The 16630-nt window shown below is 57.4% G+C and carries 15 protein-coding genes and 2 pseudogenes; 8 read left to right on the top strand and 9 right to left on the bottom strand.

The genetic code is table 11. From position 1 onward, the window contains the following. Nucleotides 1-57: 57 nt before the first annotated feature. The 4 genes from IFT66_RS08125 to IFT66_RS08140 all read right to left on the bottom strand — a co-directional run bounded on the left by IFT66_RS08125 (nucleotide 58) and on the right by IFT66_RS08140 (nucleotide 3327). Nucleotides 58-1155 (bottom strand): hypothetical protein, encoded by a 1098-nt coding sequence (locus tag IFT66_RS08125; RefSeq protein WP_192077283.1) that lies wholly within the window; start codon nucleotides 1153-1155, stop codon nucleotides 58-60. Nucleotides 1156-1326: 171 nt separating this feature from the next. Next, nucleotides 1327-1782, bottom strand: a complete 456-nt coding sequence (locus IFT66_RS08130; protein ID WP_192077284.1) for a hypothetical protein — start codon at nucleotides 1780-1782, stop codon at nucleotides 1327-1329. Further along, entirely contained in the window at nucleotides 1779-2336 is a 558-nt protein-coding gene (locus IFT66_RS08135; protein WP_113469583.1) for a hypothetical protein, read from the bottom strand. The genes IFT66_RS08130 and IFT66_RS08135 overlap by 4 nt, the downstream gene beginning before the upstream one ends. A 97-nt stretch (nucleotides 2337-2433) precedes the next feature. Next, entirely contained in the window at nucleotides 2434-3327 is an 894-nt protein-coding gene (locus tag IFT66_RS08140) for a DNA-methyltransferase (RefSeq protein ID WP_113469584.1), read from the bottom strand. 288 nt (nucleotides 3328-3615) lie between these two features. On the opposite strand from IFT66_RS08140, the gene IFT66_RS08145 reads away from it, so the two are divergent. Further along, the gene (locus IFT66_RS08145; protein WP_192077285.1) at nucleotides 3616-4695 is read left to right on the top strand and encodes a hypothetical protein; all 1080 of its coding nucleotides are present in this window, start codon (nucleotides 3616-3618) and stop codon (nucleotides 4693-4695) included. On the opposite strand, the pseudogene trbB reads toward IFT66_RS08145, so the two are convergent. Beyond that, nucleotides 4696-5584: pseudogene (gene trbB, locus IFT66_RS08150) on the bottom strand (P-type conjugative transfer ATPase TrbB). Continuing rightward, nucleotides 5581-6155: pseudogene (gene traI, locus IFT66_RS08155) on the bottom strand (acyl-homoserine-lactone synthase). The pseudogenes trbB and traI overlap by 4 nt, the downstream one beginning before the upstream one ends. Nucleotides 6156-6506: 351 nt before the next feature. Between traI and repA the strand changes: the two are divergent. The 4 genes from repA to IFT66_RS08175 all read left to right on the top strand — a co-directional run bounded on the left by repA (nucleotide 6507) and on the right by IFT66_RS08175 (nucleotide 11837). Next, nucleotides 6507-7715, top strand: coding sequence for a plasmid partitioning protein RepA (gene repA, locus IFT66_RS08160; protein WP_092665045.1), 1209 nt, complete (start codon nucleotides 6507-6509; stop codon nucleotides 7713-7715). Nucleotides 7716-7818: 103 nt separating this feature from the next. Then, on the top strand, nucleotides 7819-8823 hold the full coding sequence (gene repB / locus IFT66_RS08165; protein ID WP_092664926.1) for a plasmid partitioning protein RepB: 1005 nt from the start codon (nucleotides 7819-7821) through the stop codon (nucleotides 8821-8823). Nucleotides 8824-8990: 167 nt separating this feature from the next. Beyond that, the gene (gene repC, locus IFT66_RS08170; protein WP_092664923.1) at nucleotides 8991-10202 is read left to right on the top strand and encodes a plasmid replication protein RepC; all 1212 of its coding nucleotides are present in this window, start codon (nucleotides 8991-8993) and stop codon (nucleotides 10200-10202) included. A gap of 1185 nt (nucleotides 10203-11387) precedes the next feature. Next, complete coding sequence (locus tag IFT66_RS08175) at nucleotides 11388-11837, top strand: thiol-disulfide oxidoreductase DCC family protein (RefSeq protein WP_092664920.1); 450 nt, start codon at nucleotides 11388-11390, stop codon at nucleotides 11835-11837. Here the strand turns inward: IFT66_RS08175 and IFT66_RS08180 are convergent. Beyond that, nucleotides 11814-12419: a cytochrome P450 gene (locus IFT66_RS08180; RefSeq protein ID WP_192077286.1), complete on the bottom strand. Its 606-nt coding sequence runs from the start codon at nucleotides 12417-12419 to the stop codon at nucleotides 11814-11816. The genes IFT66_RS08175 and IFT66_RS08180 overlap by 24 nt on opposite strands. Beyond that, a complete protein-coding gene (locus IFT66_RS08185) occupies nucleotides 12350-12712 on the bottom strand; it encodes a methyltransferase family protein (protein ID WP_092664914.1) in 363 nt (120 codons plus the stop codon). Before IFT66_RS08185 ends, IFT66_RS08180 begins: the two co-directional genes overlap by 70 nt. Before the next feature lie 314 nt (nucleotides 12713-13026). On the opposite strand from IFT66_RS08185, the gene IFT66_RS23485 reads away from it, so the two are divergent. Both IFT66_RS23485 and IFT66_RS08195 read left to right on the top strand, forming a co-directional pair. Next, nucleotides 13027-13377 carry a hypothetical protein gene (locus IFT66_RS23485; protein ID WP_249406397.1) on the top strand — a complete coding sequence of 117 codons (351 nt, stop codon included), beginning with the start codon at nucleotides 13027-13029 and terminating at the stop codon, nucleotides 13375-13377. A 1-nt stretch (nucleotide 13378) separates the two neighbouring features. Then, nucleotides 13379-13948, top strand: coding sequence for a type II toxin-antitoxin system VapC family toxin (locus IFT66_RS08195; RefSeq protein WP_113469588.1), 570 nt, complete (start codon nucleotides 13379-13381; stop codon nucleotides 13946-13948). A gap of 148 nt (nucleotides 13949-14096) precedes the next feature. Here IFT66_RS08195 and IFT66_RS08200 read toward each other — a convergent pair whose 3' ends face one another. Then, the gene (locus IFT66_RS08200) at nucleotides 14097-15248 is read right to left on the bottom strand and encodes a site-specific integrase (RefSeq protein ID WP_192077287.1); all 1152 of its coding nucleotides are present in this window, start codon (nucleotides 15246-15248) and stop codon (nucleotides 14097-14099) included. A gap of 198 nt (nucleotides 15249-15446) precedes the next feature. Here IFT66_RS08200 and IFT66_RS08205 point away from each other — a divergent pair, with 198 nt between their 5' ends. Further along, entirely contained in the window at nucleotides 15447-16586 is a 1140-nt protein-coding gene (locus IFT66_RS08205; RefSeq protein WP_192077288.1) for an RHE_PE00001 family protein, read from the top strand. Nucleotides 16587-16630: the final 44 nt, after the last annotated feature.

A 16630-nucleotide genomic window follows, 5' to 3' on the forward strand; every position in this document is an offset into this window, starting at 1 on the left:
ATGCGAGCTTCCCGTACCGCCGGCGACACTGCGCCGGCGGTCTTCTTCTTCCTCCCATCAGACATTCGCGGCACTTTCGGCCTGAACCTCAGGCTCTGGCGCGGAAAGCTCGATAGGTGCGATGGAGGGCACGTTGGCGAGACGCGTTCTTGCCGGTGCCTCCTTGGCATGGTCCCCTGCCCCACCATTGATCTCCTCGTTCAGAAGCCCGTCTGCGACGGCGGCCGTCGCCTGATCAGCGTCATGCTCCGCGGTATCGTTTTCGCCATCATCCGCGATGTCCACAGCGACCTGACCGATCAAGCCGGCAGTGCCGGGGAACGCTTCGCCGAGAACCACGAAACGCAGCGCCGGCAGCGCCGCATCGACGACCCAGTCGTGGAACTCTTCCCGGCCGGGGTAGCGCGGAGAATCCCCAAGACGGGAGATGATCTGCCGTGCCTTTTCCCATTCGACCGGAAGCGGAGCGTCAGAGCCGCGTGGCGAGATCACCGCGCTCAGCAGAATGCCCGCCTTCTGGCAGTCGGCTTCTACCGCTGTTGCAAGCCTGGTTTTCGGGACGTGCTTGCCCTTGCGGATGTCGGCGACGATCAGTTCGACAGCCTTGAGCGAGCGCTTGACGAGCTTGTTGATCACCTCCAGATCTACCTTCACCCTGGCGTCGACGGCACGGCGAAGGCCGTTAGCGCCGCCACCTTCTGTTGCAGCCTTCGCCGGCGTGTCTCCCTTGATCCGCTGCTTGACCTTGCTGACAGTGAACTGCTCGCCCGAAAGGATCCGGCCGAGCAGTTCCGTGATCACTGGCGCATCCGCCGTCGCGATGATCGTCATCACGGTCGGCTTCACAGCGGCAGCGATCAGCAGCTCCTGCTGCTCCACGGTGAACTTCTCGACGCGGATAGTGTGGTTCCACGCATTGCGGACTGTCATTCCGCACTCCAGCTTCAGCCACTTGCCGAAGGACTTTTCCGGCAGCACCGACTTGACGCGAATGAGCTGCCGACCGAGCTCGAGCGCTTCTGCCGCGTCCCGCCGGCCGAGAGAAGCGATGAAGCCGCTCACCTCCGACAGAAGCGGCCGGTGCTCCTCCGGTGCTACGAACGTTTCTGCCGTCTTGCTTGCCTTGGCCTTATTGGCCTTCTGTGTTTTCTGCATCTGGAACTCCTTTGATGCGATTGGGGTAGCCGAAGCACTGGGCAATGCTCCTCGCTGACGCCTCCTGCGAGCGATGGCGTCAAAATGAAGCATTGATGTTGTATGGATCGTCAGACCCTGCCGCGCCGTGCGGACTTACGCCGATGGCAGCAGGGCGCCGACTAGATCACTTCATGACGGGGCGGCTTCGGTCACGCAGCGGTGCTGCCAATGCTCCTGGGTCCGCATGTATGCCGCACGTCGCGCGACCCAGTCGCCACGGACCAAGCAGTCGAGAAAGGCGGTCCGATAGGATGCGATCATCGCATCCTCATGCGCGCTGAGCGCTTTGCCGGACACCTGAGACTGGCGCAGGATGTAAAGGATGAGAGCTGGCAGCGGGTAGAACCACATCGCGACGCGCAAGTTTGACAACATGGTGCCCGCCGGCAAGTCGATCGCGATCGAGCCTGGATTTGCGGTACCGAAACGCAAATACAGTGTGTCATTGGGGTCAGCCACCAGTGCCATACCGTCCAGGCAGAGGTCACCCTTCCGGCCGGAAGTGTCATCGACCAAAGCGCGGGAAGAACCGGGGGCCTCGTGAGCCATGTCTGCCAGTGCCATGATAGCAGGAGAGAAAATCATGCCTTGTCCCTTCCGGTATTGTTGATGGAGTTGCCGTTTCCGCGCGTCTGCTCAGAGTCGCGGGCCGTGCGATTGGCGGCCCGATAAGGCCCGAGCGAGAATGCCCGGTTCCAGCTGTCGCGCAGCCATTCCAGAGCCTCGGAATGATCGCCATGCTCGATCACGTTGATGAACGCCTTGAGCTTCGCATCAACCTTCCCTTGCCAGCCCTCGGCATCAGGATCAAAGCCCGGCAGATGGCGCAAGCTGTGAAGAAGCAGGTCAGGTGTCATGTCGACAAACAACGTCGCCAGCAGATCACCGAGTGTCCTGGATGCAGGCAGTGCGATATAAACGGCGTGCTCGACAGGCTGGCTAAGCACCGCTACGAGCCGAATTCCGTGAAGTGCAGAGACTTCGAGAACGTGTCCCTTCAAGCTCCTGGAGAACTGGCTTGGCCGGAAGGTCGTCGCGAAATCCTGCGTTGCACCACGCGCGGTGTGCAGGTTCCAACGAAGGTGATGGAGGTGTTCATTGGACAGTTTCTTGGTTTTGTGGGTCGAATTTTTGGTCACAGACTCTCCTTCGGCATTTCGATGCCCTACTGAGTGATGGAAATTTGGGTGGGAACCTGCTTGATCGTGAGGATGCGAGCCGGAGCTACACCGGCGCCTAGCCGTGCTGTCCGATCTTACGCACCGCCGCCTCATTGAGACGCTGCCGAGCGATGTCCACGTACGCGCGCTCCTTCTCGATCAGGATCGAGCGGCGTCCATGACCGTTGCAGACGGCTCCAACCGTGCCGGCCCCCGCAAACGGATCGAGAACCAAGTCGCCCGGCGCCGTCAGCGCACGCACGAAGCGTTCGACGAGTGCCTCCGGGAACTGGCACGGGTGCGCGGTTTTTTCGGGATGGTTGTGTTTGACATTGGGGATATCCCAGACGTCGCCGGGATTCTTACCGAGTGGATTTCCGCTCAGCTGCCCCTTCTTCGGTCCCTTGAAGTGACGCTTTCCCGGATATTTTTGCGGCACCCGGATCACATCCAGATCGAAGTGGTAGGTGTCAGATTTGGTAACCCACACGATCGTCTCGTAGCGACCCGAGAGACGGCGCGAGCAGTGCAGACCATGTCCGAAGGTCCACACAACGCGGTTGCGCACTTTCATGCCAAGCGCGCGAAACATCGCAATGAATTCCAGATCGAGCGGAACCACCTCGCCGGCGTGAACATAGTTTCCGAGCTGCCAGCACATCGATCCATGGTCCGACAAAACGCGATGGCATTCGCGGATGATCGGCTTCATCTGTTCAAGATAAGCAGCCAGGGACGTCGAGCGCTCGTACGCCTTGCCAATGTTGTAAGGCGGGCTTGTGAAGATCAGATCGACACTCTTGCTGGGAACCCGAGCCAGGACAGCCTCAGCCTCGCCGTGGCGGATGTCGCAAAGACCGTGCACGAACGAAATGTTTGGCTTGCTGCGGACAACCGCAGGGAGCGGGGTCTCTCCATTATTTGCTGTCGAAGTCGATTTTCTCGGGGGAGGGCCGAGTGGAGTTGACATTAGCGGTGTCGTCAGTCCAATTGTGTGTTTGAGGCATTGCGTCGGCATCCAAGGGCTCCACGTTGTTTGTCCGGTGCCACCTTAAAGCACCGACAGGGGGCCTTGATCCATGCAGAACGTTCACAGCACAAACTGACATTTAAGCAGTTGATATTGCTGTAGAAAATTGACCTTTTAGGTTCCTCACATCGTTTCACACGGATAGCTTTAAGCCTTGGCTAAGCAACTCCCTTGGAGCCTTGTTAGCCTGTGGAGGGTAGACCTTCATTTGAAGCCAGCGAGGTGAATATGACGATTGACTTGACCGCGATGATGACGAGGCCGGTAAACGAGGAAGCCTTAGAGGCTTACAACGATGGAACTGCTGAAAGCAGTGCGGATCTTGAAGATATCTATCCCGACGACCCTCGATTTCCAAAATATCCACGCGAACTTAGGCTTGAAAAACTTCGTGATAAGATCGAACTAGGAGTGCTTATGGGCCGATTGACGCCGGAGGAAGCCGAGCGTCGAGCCGAAAAAATGGGGTTAACCCCGTTTAAGTCTGTGCCCGCGAAAATCTCGGTTGATGGTCTTCCTGACCTCTGGACGCCGGAGATGGCGGCAACATGGATTGCCACTAAAGACCCAATGAAAGCACTTCGTCATCACTTTGAAAGTTGTCAGTCGTCAGCGGTCTGGTTGCGGAACATGCCTGGCCGCTATCATTCTGGTACGGCAAAACTACTAAGTCGGGCCGCTCCGTCGAGGCTTTTCAAACCCGGGTCGATACACGCAAATGGGTACAGTAAGGTATCTCTTACTAAGACAAGCTTTTTCGACAGCTACTACGATTTTGATGGCGAACTATGCGCGTTCCCCCCGTTCCACGAATGGTTCAAGGAGGTGAAGGAACTCCTTGTTGCCGAGCAGATATCTTCCTGGGGAATGGTTTCTGACGATGATCCAGGTCGCAAAATTCGTCCTGATGAATGGAGTTTCGCAAGTTTTCGTCAGGGACGCAGCGGTAAGGTTATTCTTTATATTGGAAGTGCACCAGTTTATGTTCAGATATATTTTCTCGGGTCCGAAATCCTGGAGAAATTTAGTTTGGTGGGTTCGAAGTATCGAGCTTGGCGGACGGATACAAAGGCGCTTCGTTCGTTATCTATGACCAGACGCATTTTGATAGAGTCCATGCAAAAAAGCGACAAATTTGCGCCCGGATTTCCAATTAACCGCTCATCCAAAAAGGAATTAAATCGGGAAATATGGGATTGTATAACAGACGATGGTCTGAAGAAAAAATACGCGATCACAAGCGATCCGAAGTTTTACAACTTCATTGACGAAACGTTTAAAGCGTATTTTGAAGAGAAAGACGCTTGATTACCTCATGGTCCGCCTCCCCTTCCCGGTTCGCTCAATGGAGACGACGAGATCGACGGCTTCGCCGATCACCTCGTGCATGGGCTGCTGGCTGACTTCCGCCGTCAGTTGCTCCAGCCGGCGCAAGGCTGAAATCGCCGTGTTGGAATGAATTGTGGTGACGCGCCGGGATGGCCTGTGTTCCAGGCCTTGAGCAGCGTCAGTGCCGCGCCGTCGCGGACCTCGCCGACAGTGATGCGGTCGGACGCAGGCGCATCGTGCTTTTCAGCGGGCGGGCCATGTCGATAGTATCGCTGGTATGCAGTGACACGGCGTTCTCGGCCGCGCATTGAATTTCGGCGGTGTCTTTCAGGATCACCATCCGATCGACCGGGGTCGCGGTGACGATCTCGGCGATGATGGCGTTGGCGAGTGTCGTCTTGCCCGATCCCGTGCCACCTGAGATGACGATGTCCATCCGAGCGTCGATCGCGCTTCGAATGGCAGATGCCTGGGCTTCGGTCATCACCTTCGACTTCACATACTCGGTCAGTGGAATAAGACGCGAGGCTCGGCGGCGGATGGTGCATGCTGGTCTGGAGACCACCGGCGGTAACAGGCCCTCGAAGCGGTGTCCGCCAATCGGAAGTTCACCAGAGATGATGGGCCGCTCGTCGTTGGTCTCCGACTGCAGCGCATGCGCAACACTGCCGATGACAACTTCGGCTGCGGCGGTGCTAATCGCGCCAGCGGGTGCCAAGCCGTGCCCCAGCCGTTCGATGAAGAGACGGCCGTCCGGATTGAGCATGATCTCGACCACGGTGGCGTCGTCGAGCGCGATGAAGAGCTGGTCACCGAGTGCGCCCTGCAGTTTGCGGACCAGGCGGGGATGGGAGCGCAGTTGGATCACGCAGCGCTCCTGAGCATTGCTCCGTCGGTCCGATGGAACGACTGATAACCTGGCGGGCATACCTGCTCGAAGCTGACGCGGTCGGCCGGCAGGCTCCCGTTAATGGCGATGGTGTTGCCGATCGGAGCAGGTTCGCCGAGACGCCGCATCGGCCATCCCGCTCGCTTCGGGATGCGCTCGAAGCGGAGATCGGTGGCCGTGGCGATTCCGCTGTAGCCGCTCGCCATCGACCATTCGATGATACCGGCATACATGGTGAGCGTCGCAAGATGGAGCTGGCCCCCTCCCCTTCCCGCGGCCAAGGACGTATCGACGCAGAAGCGCGAACTCTCGACCATGCCAGAATGAGGGCGGAGCGAACCGCATCGAGAAGCTGGCGGAAGGTCTGCTCCAGCATTGTCGGGCCAGAAGCTGGAAGGAGACGAACGCAACCTGCGACCGTTCCACGGTCGGCAATTGCCAGAAGATAAGTCGGTCTGCAATCATCGTACTGGTCGCGCTCTTCTCCTGCGGTGTTAGAGACGTCCCAGGCGAGACGTACGCCAAATACCGTCGCTCAAAGACGGTGCATCTGTCTCAGGAAGTCGCGATGGCGCTCTTCACCGCTTGCCTACGTGCAGATCTGCACCTCAGGTGATTCTAGCAACTCGCTGGTCCGGCTCTTAGAAAGGGAGCTCGTGGTGGGCTACGATGAGGAGATTTATGTGCAAATCTGCATTTTGCCGTTGCAGCGCCAACAAGAGAGAACAGGTGGAAATCCTTGAATCATCGTCAGTAAATCGAGTTGAGCTGCTTATCCGACGGAAATTCGTTCACTTCTTGTTAACTCTAATTCTCTTGCAGCACTGATAGAATCGTGCGCTATCTTGAGACGGCATACGCGCGTCTGACGCTTGCAAACCGTCTTGAACTTGAGGCTACATTGAACGTGATCGACAGGCACATAAACAGGGCAGCAACGTCCGCGCATATCACGCAGCGTGCTGAGGCGCTATCTGCGCGACTTCGTGCGGTTGGCGAACGCGCTTTCCCACCGACAGCGCAAAAGTCGCTTCGCTCATTCACTTCTGGTGAAGTTGCCGAAATAGTTGGAATTTCTGATGGGTACCTGCGCCAACTGTCGCTGGATGGTCTCGGGCCCACTCCCGACATTGGTACCGGAGGGCGCCGCTCGTATACCCTTGAGCAGATCAACGAGTTGCGGCGATACCTCGCTGAAGCGCGCCCGAAAGAAGCTGGGCGATTTTGGCCGCGCCGTCGGGAAAGTGACAAACTTCAAATCATCACAGTCGCGAACTTCAAGGGTGGCTCCGCCAAAACGACCACCTCACTTTATCTCGCACAGGGTTTAGCGCTGCAGGGTTACAGGGTTCTCGCAATCGATCTGGATCCTCAGGCCTCGCTCTCCGCGATGTTCGGGTATCAACCCGAGTTCGACGTTGCTGAAAATGCCACCATTTATGGCGCAATAAGATACGACGACCAACGTGTGCCGATGAAGGATGTGATCCGTTCGACTTACTTTACGGGCATCAGCATCGTCCCCGGCAATCTCGAACTGATGGAGTTCGAGCATCAAACGCCGCGCTTCATGCTCCAGAACCGCGGACGGCCGGAGGACCTGTTCTTTAGACGTGTCGCGAGCGCAATCAATCAAGTCGAAGACGAGTACGACATCGTTGTTATTGACTGCCCTCCCCAGCTGGGCTTCCTCACCATGGGCGCTTTGAACGCAGCTACCAGCATGATTGTCACCGTTCATCCGCAGATGGTGGACGTAGCGTCTATGAGTCAGTTCCTTCTCATGACATCGGATCTTGTCTCCGTCATTGAGGAAGCTGGAGGCAAGCTCGATTACGATTTCTTACGCTTCCTGGTTACTCGCCATGACCCGCGAGACGTCCCGGAACAGGAAATCGTCGGCCTGCTTCGTGATGTATTTGGGACGGATGTCATGGCTGCAGCAGCTTGGAAGTCAACGGCGATCGCCAATGCCGGTTTGACCAAACAATCGCTCTATGAGTTGTCGCGCGGCGCAGTCGGGCGGTCGACCTACGACCGCGCCATGGAATCAATCAATGCCGTCAACCACGAAGCTGTCGGTCTAATTAACGATGTGTGGGGCAGATAAACATGCTTCACCCTCAAGAAAATCAACCGCTTACCTTGTTGTCAGCTGACGACACGATGCCGCTGGGTCGGCAAGCGAGATGTTTTGATCGGGGAGACCATAGATGAGCAAACGAACTCAGTCAGTCCGCAATCTCTTTGCCGCTGGGCCAGATGTCGTGCCGACGGCGGAGACCCGCCAACCGATGCAGCGTGTAGCATCAGGCGCGGTGCGGTCCCTGAAGGACACTTTCTCGGAAGTTGAAAGAGACTACGAGGAACTCAAGCGGCAGTTTGCAGAAGGCGCTCTGCCGATTGACCTCGATCCGTCCCTTATTGACCCCTCCCCTTTCGCCGATCGTTTCGCGGACCAAGACCTGTCCGCTCTGGAAGCGCTCAAGACCTCTTTCTCGGAGCACGGGCAGGAGATACCAATCCTCGTTCGTAACCATCCGAGCGAGACAGGCCGCTACCAGATTGCCTATGGCCATCGTCGTGTGCGTGCGGCCAATCAGCTTGGCATCAAGGTCAAAGCTTATGTACGCGAGCTAGGAGACGATCGCCTCGTTGTTGCGCAGGGGATCGAAAACTCTGCGCGCGAAGACCTTACCTTCATTGAGCGCTCAATATTTGCGTTGAAACTCGAAGACGGTGGCTTTGACCGGACGCTCATTCAGACGGCTCTTTCAGTTGATCGCCAAGAGGCATCAAAGCTTATCAACGTGGGCCGAGCAGTTCCCGGCTGGTTGACCGAAGCGATTGGCAGAGCTCCGAAAATTGGCCGCCCCCGGTGGCAAGAGCTTGCTGACATTCTGAAGGCCGACGGCGTCGATGTCAAAGCGCGGAAAGCGACGAATGATAAGTCGTTCAGCCACAAGTCCTCAGATGATCGCTTCATTGCAGTCCTTCGTGCAGTTAAGGCAGTCGATAAGCCGAACTCGGTAAGACCCACGGCCCTAATCGCGAAGTCTGTAGATGGAGAAGAGATTGCGACTCTCGCTGTCACAGGCAAGGTCTGCAAGATCCAAATCGATAGAGATCGAGACGAGGCTTTTGCCAAGTTCGTGATGGATCGTATCCCCGATCTTTACGAGAACTTCCGGAAGACCACGTCCGGCTCCGAGAGCTAGAAAAGGAAGAAACCGCAAAAGAAAAAGGCCCCCAAACGTTGCCGTCATGGAAGCCTCTCTCATTGGTCTAAGCAGCCTGAGAATCGCATTTTCATGAATCACAGTCAAGAGTCTTGGCACCGTTTTGGTGAGCGGATTTCTTTTGCCGATCGAGAGGTAGAAGAAAAATGCATAATGGAAGTGTAACGACGCCCTTCGGGCGGCGGCCTATGACGCTTGCGTTGGTCAGAGCCCAATTCAAGACATCCGAGATTCGGGATGGAAAGTCTGCTGATAAGTGGAAAGTGTACCGTGACGTTTGCGATGCGCGAGCGATTCTTGGTTTGCGCGATCGTGCGCTTGCCGTACTCAACGCTCTCATTTCATTTTTTCCCGAAACGGAACTGAACCACGGCAAAAACCTCGTCGTCTTTCCGTCTAATGCCCAGTTGATCACTCGAGCAAACGGTATCGCGGGCACGACCTTGAGAGAGAACCTAGCTGTGCTGGTAAATGCTGGGTTGATCAATCGCAACGACAGCCCCAATGGCAAGCGTTACGTGAGGCGTGCAAGGGACGGTGCTGTCGAGACCGCTTACGGATTCAGTCTTAGCCCCCTACTTGCAAGGTCGGAGGAATTCGCGCTCATGGCGCAACAGGTTGCCGAAGATGCCCGACGTCTAAAGTTCGTCAAAGAACGCACGACTATCGCCCGCAGGGATGTCAGAAAGCTCATTACTGCTGCGATTCAAGACGGCGCGGCTGGTGACTGGGCGACGATCGAGACCACGTATGTAGCGGCAGTAGGGCGGCTGCGGACAGCCAAATCGAAAACGGACTTTGAAGCAATCCTGGACGAACTGTCGCTTTTGCGTGACGGCGTTCTTAACATACTGCAATGCCAAGTTTTTCCGCAAGAATCCGACACCAGTGATAGCGGTATCCGTCACCACATACAGAATTCAAATACCGACTCTATAACTGAACTTGAACCGAGCTCTGAAATGGAGTTGGGCAAAACGGCCGTGCAAAATCGAAGCCTTCAGGCCGAGCCTTTAAAAGCTTTCCCAATTGGGTTGGTTATGCGGGCATGCCCCGAGATAGAGTCCTACGGGCCGGGAGGCGAAGTCCGAAATTGGAGGGACCTTATGTCGGCCGCGGTGGTTGTGCGCTCGACTTTGGGTGTGACCGCGTCGGCCTATCAGGACGCTTGCGAGGCGATGGGACCCGAAAACGCCGCGGTTGCAATGGCAGCGATACTTGAGCGAGCAGGGCACATCAATTCGGCCGGGGGATATCTACGTAATTTGACATCGAGAACCCGTCGCGGTGAGTTTTCGCTTGGTCCCATGTTGATGGCGCTGCTGAAAGCAAACTCAGGCGGCGAGATGCGGGCCTAAGATAATCCGGCGGTCGCAAAGGTTGAGGGCGTTCAGAAAGCGAACGATGTCGTCAGCTGACAACATCGCAAAGCATTGATTCTATTGATAAAGGACAATGTAGCGAAGACGAGTGATTAAAGTAGCTACCAGCATGCGAACCAGTCTGTCAGAGGCCTACTTCAGCGGAGGATTCTAATCATCGTATGGCCTGTCGCTGACGGTGCGTTAGTCCAGGACAGTCGGATCGACCCACAGGCTGTCGGAGCGAAGGTGCAAGACGCGCGAAATTTATTATCGGCTCGTTTAATCGACGCACTCGCTTCGGAACTTACAAGGAACGGCTCCAGTCTCTCACCTTGGAGCTCCCGTCAAATTTGGTCCGGTTCAGTCCGGCGTTTTTCCGCAGCAATTGTGAACCATCGGATAGCCCTGACCTTAATCCATGCGCATAAAGCTCCCGTGTTCCAGCCCAGCCTACGCCGCTCTATGTTTTGACGATCACATTGGCCGTACTCTGATCCAGTGCCCGCTTCGAAACATTGCCCAAGCGATCGAGCTTTAGAAAATTGCTCCCGCTTTCGATCTTGGCAACCGCAAGCCAGCCACCGAGCGCATCCACAGGACAGCGCTCGTCGGGCGCATACGCTACCATCAAAATTGCCCGGTTGCGGTGCCTACCGTGCGGTTAGGCGTATCGTGGATTTCAGGGCAGTGGAGAAAGAGATGCCCGACAGCCCGCGTTATTTCATCAGCATCGACCAGCTGACGAGCTGCCGTCGCACAGTATTGGCCACATGTGGTACCGAAGATCGAGATTAGCCTTGCTCGTGCAAACCAGCCGGCATCCGTGGCGAGGATCGATGTCGCGCTGTTCCGGTCTGCACAGATGGTTCGCGAAGACTTTCAGAGCCTGGGCTTCTGGTGCAGGCCAGCGGGAGGGAAGCGCTGGTCGCGGAGCGACTAGGCCTGCAGATAGGCAAGGGACGTGAATGCCCGAAGCGTGTTTCTGCTCATGCGCTCGTAGATCCGTTCAGCGGAATTTTCTGAATTGGCTGCAGCGAGACAACTCCTCCTCTTAACCCTGATGGGAAAGACGCGATATAGGATGTTCACGTGCGCTTCGCAGGCTGTAGTTTACCGGTATCCAACAGCCCGAGAGGCCGAGCACGACGAGACATTCAGGCCACTGGAGCGAGCAAGGACATGTATGGGAACGATGACAAATCATCGACAATCGTCGTGTTTGATACGGACTGTGTGCTTTGCTCGTCATGGGTTCACTTCCTCCTCCGTCACGAACGCGATCAGACGATGAGGTTTGTTTCCGCGTGGTCTGACGAGGGAACGCAGATGGCTGCGCGGCACGGACTGACGGCTGATGATCTCGATGAAACTTATCTGGTGATCGAAGGCGATCGCGGACTTGTGCGCTCCGATGCCGGACTGGCCCTGATGTGGCACCTCTCGATGCCCTGGCGCGCTCTTCGCATCCTCTCCATCTTTCCCCGTTCTCTTCGCGACATCGTCTACGCATTCATCGCCCGCAATCGCTACCGCTGGTTCGGTCATCGCGCGCGCTGTTTCGTGCCGCCTCACGGACAAAGCCATAGGTTCGTCAACGGCGCGTGGTCAGCGCCGCGTTCGCCATCTTAAAACGAGGCCCCCGGCAGGCCGGAGCGAGAACCGAGCCACCGGTTTCGGCGACTGGTCGCACTGTTCTAGCAGCATGCGCTGCAGCACGGTCGCCAGCACCAGTCCCGTTTCCATCAGGCCAAAATTCTGTCCGATACAGACACGCGGTCCGGCGCTGAAGGGCAGGTAGGCGTAGGGCGGCCAATCCGGCTCGCGCATGAAGCGGGCAGGCTCAAATCGTTCGGCGTTCTCGAAGACGCGCTCATCGCGTTGCGTGATGTCGGGAATGACCTGAACAAGGTCTCCGCGACGGATCCGATTTCCCTGGATGTCGACATCGCGCAAGGCTTCACGGAGAAAAAGCGTATAGGCGGGCGGAAAAAGCCGTAGAGTCTCGTTGAGTATTGCCGGGATCGTCGGCAGCCGAACGAGGTCGGATTGCAGTTGCGGTGCAATGCGGGCGCCAGAGTGGCAACCACTCCGGAACGGCGTTGCGATAGTCCGCCCAGGACTGGGGAAACCGCTGCTGCAGGTCATTTCGGTGGTGCCAGCACAATGCCTTCCACGAAAATCCAGGCCATGACGGCAGCCGCGGCGATCCATATGTTGTCGAGGAACGCTCCGAGGACGACCCAGGACAACGCTGCCGACAGCTGCATCGGGTTCCGGATATAGCTGTAGATCCCCGTCGTGACCAGCCGCCGCGTCGGGTCGAGTGGTATCGCGGTGCCAAGGCCTTGAACCGCAAGCATCTGCACGGCCGACAGACCGATGACGAAGCTTATCAAAAGACCGATGAACAGACCAGCCCAGCGCCAGGCCGGAAGCCCCGTGATGGGACGCTTATCAGCGAGACGGCTGGGCGGAAGGCGTTGGCTCGCGAGGCGGTCATTCATCCTCTCGCTTTCGGCGGACGCTAAGGATCTCTAAGAGACCTACGCCTAAAGGCAGTTGGTCCTCGGACCATCGAGATTAAAATCAGGCGGGGTGAGAAACAGCGCAATCGGGAGGGTTATGCTCCGTGCCCTCAATGACGCATGAAACCGAACCGATGCACCCGATCATCAGCGGCAGATCGGGATTGAGAGGGGTGGTTCGGAAAGGCAGCAACCTCGGTTCCTCGCTGCAGCCTTGAACAGCAAGTGCAAATCGCGTATTGTCAGACAAAGACCGATAATGTCAGACATTACTGTGATCTCTGGAGACGTCTATGACAAAACAAGGCCGCGAAAAAACCATCACATCGTCGTCGCCCGACGGCGTTCTCACGGCGGCCGCCCGGTCCGCGAAGGCTGGACAGTTTGTAACCGTCAGCAAGGCCCGGTTCGAAGCCGTGATGAAAGCCGCTGAGCATTCCGGCTTGCTGGGTGAAAAGAGCAAGCGGATCGGCGGCCGTATCAGTCCTGCTCTCATTGAACAGGCAAAAAAACATACGGGTATTGAGACAGACACGGATCTGATCGAATTTGCACTGGCAAATGTTGCCCTGGACGACAATTTCGGAGCCACGTTCCGCAAGACGCAAGGTACAGTAGATCCCGATCTGAAGCTGGGTTTCTAATTTGTCGGACTTTGATTTCGACGCGGCGCTCCGCTGGGCTCGGTTTGATCCCTATCGCACTTTAGCAAGACGGCAGGACGAGGAACTCCCGTTCGTCAGTGATCGGGCAGACAGTGGCCAAGATATTCTTCTGGATACGTGTGTCTATATCGACGGCCTGCAGGGACGTGCGCCGGAGGTCGTTGCCGATCTCCTCGATATCAGAATAAGCAATCATTCGACTGTGGCTATTCAGGAGTTGATGCACACTGTCGGCGTCCTGGATCCCAAACACCCCGGCACCAAGGGAGCGGTCCGGCAGATAGGTGTGACCATCATGGACATGAAGCCACACCGTATTTTCGCGCCCGATCCTGACGTGTTGGGGCGGGCCGCACTCCTATCCGGCATGCTGTGCCGCCTTCAGGGCTATGAAAAAGATGCGCGCCTGCGAGCACTTCAGGACTGTGTTCTCTTTCTACAGGCGCAGAAATTGGGCTTTACGGTACTCACAGCCAATGTCAGCGATTTTGACTACCTTCTGCAGTTGATACCCACCGGACGGGCTTTGTTTTACAGAGCTGCGCAGTAGTCCTGAGTTATCAAATGTTAAGGTCTGTTCAATAGCTTCGGCTGGCGCGTAAAGTTGTGCGTACGCGCGATTCTTTGCATATCTCGGCCCAAAAGCTGTTCTGGCAGCATTTGATAGATACGGCCGCGTCTCACTATGGAATAATCGGTTACAGCAAAAGGCGGGCAGCCCGTCCTGTTCGCCTGCTTGCGTTGTTGTAATAACTGGAGGCCTGCTGGACCGATCTATGTCGGGACTGCTCCATTGCTTCTGGCAAGGGAACGCCACGATTGGCAGCCTCCGTGAGATAACCCGACCGCAGCCCGTGCGCCGAAAACTCCCCAGGCTCCAGTCCAGCCATCTCCGCCCGTTGTTTGACGATCTGGTTGACTGCACTCGGCTCCAGCGCGCGCTTCGAAACATTCCCCCAGCGATCGATCTTCCGAAAAATGCTCCCCGCCTCGATCCTTCCGGCCGCAAGCCAGGCATTCAGCGCATCCACAGGTCTACCCGTCAGATAAACGACCTCATCGCTTTCGGCACCTGACGTCTTGGTGCGACCGAGGTGAATGGCGAGAGAGGGGAGGGGAGGGGCCCCCTCGACGGTGATTGGTGGCTCGGCGGTGAGCTGCTCCCTGCGCAGACCGGCAATCTCACTGCGACGCCGTCCGCCCGAGGCAAAAGCCACCATCAGGATTGCCCGGTCGCGGATATCACGAAGGTTGTCGGTGCTGCAGGTCGCGAGCATTTTTGCCAAGACGTCGCCGGTCACCGCCTTGGCGCTTTTGCGTTTCCTTGGCCGCGGTGTCGCGCGGACAGCAAGACGGATCGCGGACTTCAGCGAAGGGGAGGAGAAGACACCCGTCAGCCCGCGCCAGTTCGTCAGCGTCGACCAGCTGGCAAGCCGCCGGCGCACCGTATCGGGCGCATGCGGCCCTAACGATCTGAGAAACCGTTGTTCGCGCAGGCTCTGCTCGACATCAGCCGGCATTCCGTGTTGGGGGTCGATGTCGCGCTGATCAGGCTGCCAGAGATGGTGGGCGACGAATTTCAGAGCCAAGGCTTCGGGTGCCGGCCAGGGGAGGGAGGCACCGGTTGCGGCCAGCGACCAGGCTTGCAGATAGGCAAGGTCGGAGGTGAGCGCGCGCAGGGTGTTTTCGCCCATGCCTTCGTTGACCAGATGGCGCAGCGTTTCGATATCCTGGTCGGTGAGCAATTCAGCCAGTTCGTCGCGGCGGTCGATAGGCAGCACGCTGGCGATGGTGTCGAGCTCGTCGGCCCGGCGATCGACGGCGGTCTTTGAACGGGGCAGCATGGCCATAGCGAACCTCACGATCGACGGTTTCGACGGCCGAGCGGCCAGGGACTTACCGGATTCTTTCTGATTTGCTGCCCGAAATCAATCACCCTCGATAATAGGTACTTATCGAAGGTTAGATCACCAACAGAAAATCATACCATGTGAGGAACTCAAATATTGATATAGCGTTCCTTTAAGAACTCATTTACCATAAAATCAATGGCTTACGATCTCGCGAAAATCAGCATTTCAAACTTGGTTGGGCCCGCTTTTGATGTGGCGGTCGCCCTGACCCGTCTCGACGAGCGTATTGCCCGCTCACCCGTCGGCGCCGGTTTTCTCGAACGCCAAAACTTCGCCGACGCCTGCGCATCGCTTTGGATCGACGGCGAACTCGTCCACCTCGAAGACCTCGTCCTCCACGACGCCTTTCACGATACCCGCACACCCACCCACGAACTCACCATCGCCCGTGACGTTTTGCGAACCCGCCGGCGCATCGGTGGCCAGTCGCCGGACTGGGCTTTGTCGCCGGATGGTATCCGCACTTTGCGACAGACATCGGACATCAATCCCGTCGGCTTCGACGCGGCGGAGCCGGCCAGCGCCACTCAGCGTGCGGGCGTAATAGAATTTTTGGAAGGGGAGGGGGCTGACGGCGACGACGTCGAAAGTCTCCAGGGCGTCGATCTAGCGGCCATCGATGCGGTGCTCGCACGGTCCGAGGCGGCAATCGAGAATGCGACCCGCCCCAACCGCGCCGGCAGCAGCCGCGCCGAAAAGGATCCTCTCGTTTATGACCTCGACTGGGATGAGGATGCCCGGCTCGACGAATGGCGCGGCGTGCTGCGCCAGGCACAAGATCTGCCGGCGATACTGCAGGGGATTGTTGCCCTCGATGCGTGGAGCGAGCTGTCCGTCCTGCAGCACGCGCCCTGGCTCGGCCGTCTGTTAGTTGCATCGATCCTACGGGTAGCCGGCATCACCACCGTGGCCCATCTCGCCGCTCTCAACCTTGGCCTCAAAACAATTCCCGTCGATCGGCGCCGAAGTCGTGATCGGGAAACGCGGCTGCTCGCCATTGCTCAGGGGATTCTGGCGGCCGCCGACATCGGCATGAAAGAGCATGACCGGCTGACGCTGGCGAAAACGATGTTCGAGAGAAAACTCGAAGGACGGCGGACGTCCTCAAAACTGCCGGAACTGGTCGAGCTGGTGATGGCGAAGCCATTGGTGTCGGCCGGGATGGTGGCCAAAACGCTCGAGGTCACGCCACAGGCGGCGCGGCGGATCGTTTTGGAACTTGGCCTTAGAGAGATGACGGGGAGGGGGAGGTTTCGGGCGTGGGGAATCTTATAAGCATAACGCCGCGCGGTCCGACTGACATTGTGCACCCAATTAAT

The organism is Rhizobium sp. CFBP 13726 (genome assembly GCF_014841925.1).
Lineage (GTDB): Bacteria > Pseudomonadota > Alphaproteobacteria > Rhizobiales > Rhizobiaceae > Neorhizobium > Neorhizobium soli.

Excerpts from the sequence above, each read along its gene's own strand:
- IFT66_RS08125 (WP_192077283.1), bottom strand. The coding sequence starts at position 1,155 with ATGCAGAAAACACAGAAGGCCAATAAGGCCAAGGCAAGCAAGACGGCA.
- IFT66_RS08130 (WP_192077284.1), bottom strand. The coding sequence starts at position 1,782 with ATGATTTTCTCTCCTGCTATCATGGCACTGGCAGACATGGCTCACGAG.
- IFT66_RS08140 (WP_113469584.1), bottom strand. The coding sequence starts at position 3,327 with ATGTCAACTCCACTCGGCCCTCCCCCGAGAAAATCGACTTCGACAGCA.
- IFT66_RS08145 (WP_192077285.1), top strand. The coding sequence starts at position 3,616 with ATGACGATTGACTTGACCGCGATGATGACGAGGCCGGTAAACGAGGAA.
- repB (WP_092664926.1), top strand. The coding sequence starts at position 7,819 with ATGAGCAAACGAACTCAGTCAGTCCGCAATCTCTTTGCCGCTGGGCCA.
- repC (WP_092664923.1), top strand. The coding sequence starts at position 8,991 with ATGCATAATGGAAGTGTAACGACGCCCTTCGGGCGGCGGCCTATGACG.
- IFT66_RS08175 (WP_092664920.1), top strand. The coding sequence starts at position 11,388 with ATGTATGGGAACGATGACAAATCATCGACAATCGTCGTGTTTGATACG.
- IFT66_RS08180 (WP_192077286.1), bottom strand. The coding sequence starts at position 12,419 with ATGGATCGCCGCGGCTGCCGTCATGGCCTGGATTTTCGTGGAAGGCAT.
- IFT66_RS08185 (WP_092664914.1), bottom strand. The coding sequence starts at position 12,712 with ATGAATGACCGCCTCGCGAGCCAACGCCTTCCGCCCAGCCGTCTCGCT.
- IFT66_RS23485 (WP_249406397.1), top strand. The coding sequence starts at position 13,027 with ATGACAAAACAAGGCCGCGAAAAAACCATCACATCGTCGTCGCCCGAC.
- IFT66_RS08200 (WP_192077287.1), bottom strand. The coding sequence starts at position 15,248 with ATGGCCATGCTGCCCCGTTCAAAGACCGCCGTCGATCGCCGGGCCGAC.
- IFT66_RS08205 (WP_192077288.1), top strand. The coding sequence starts at position 15,447 with ATGGCTTACGATCTCGCGAAAATCAGCATTTCAAACTTGGTTGGGCCC.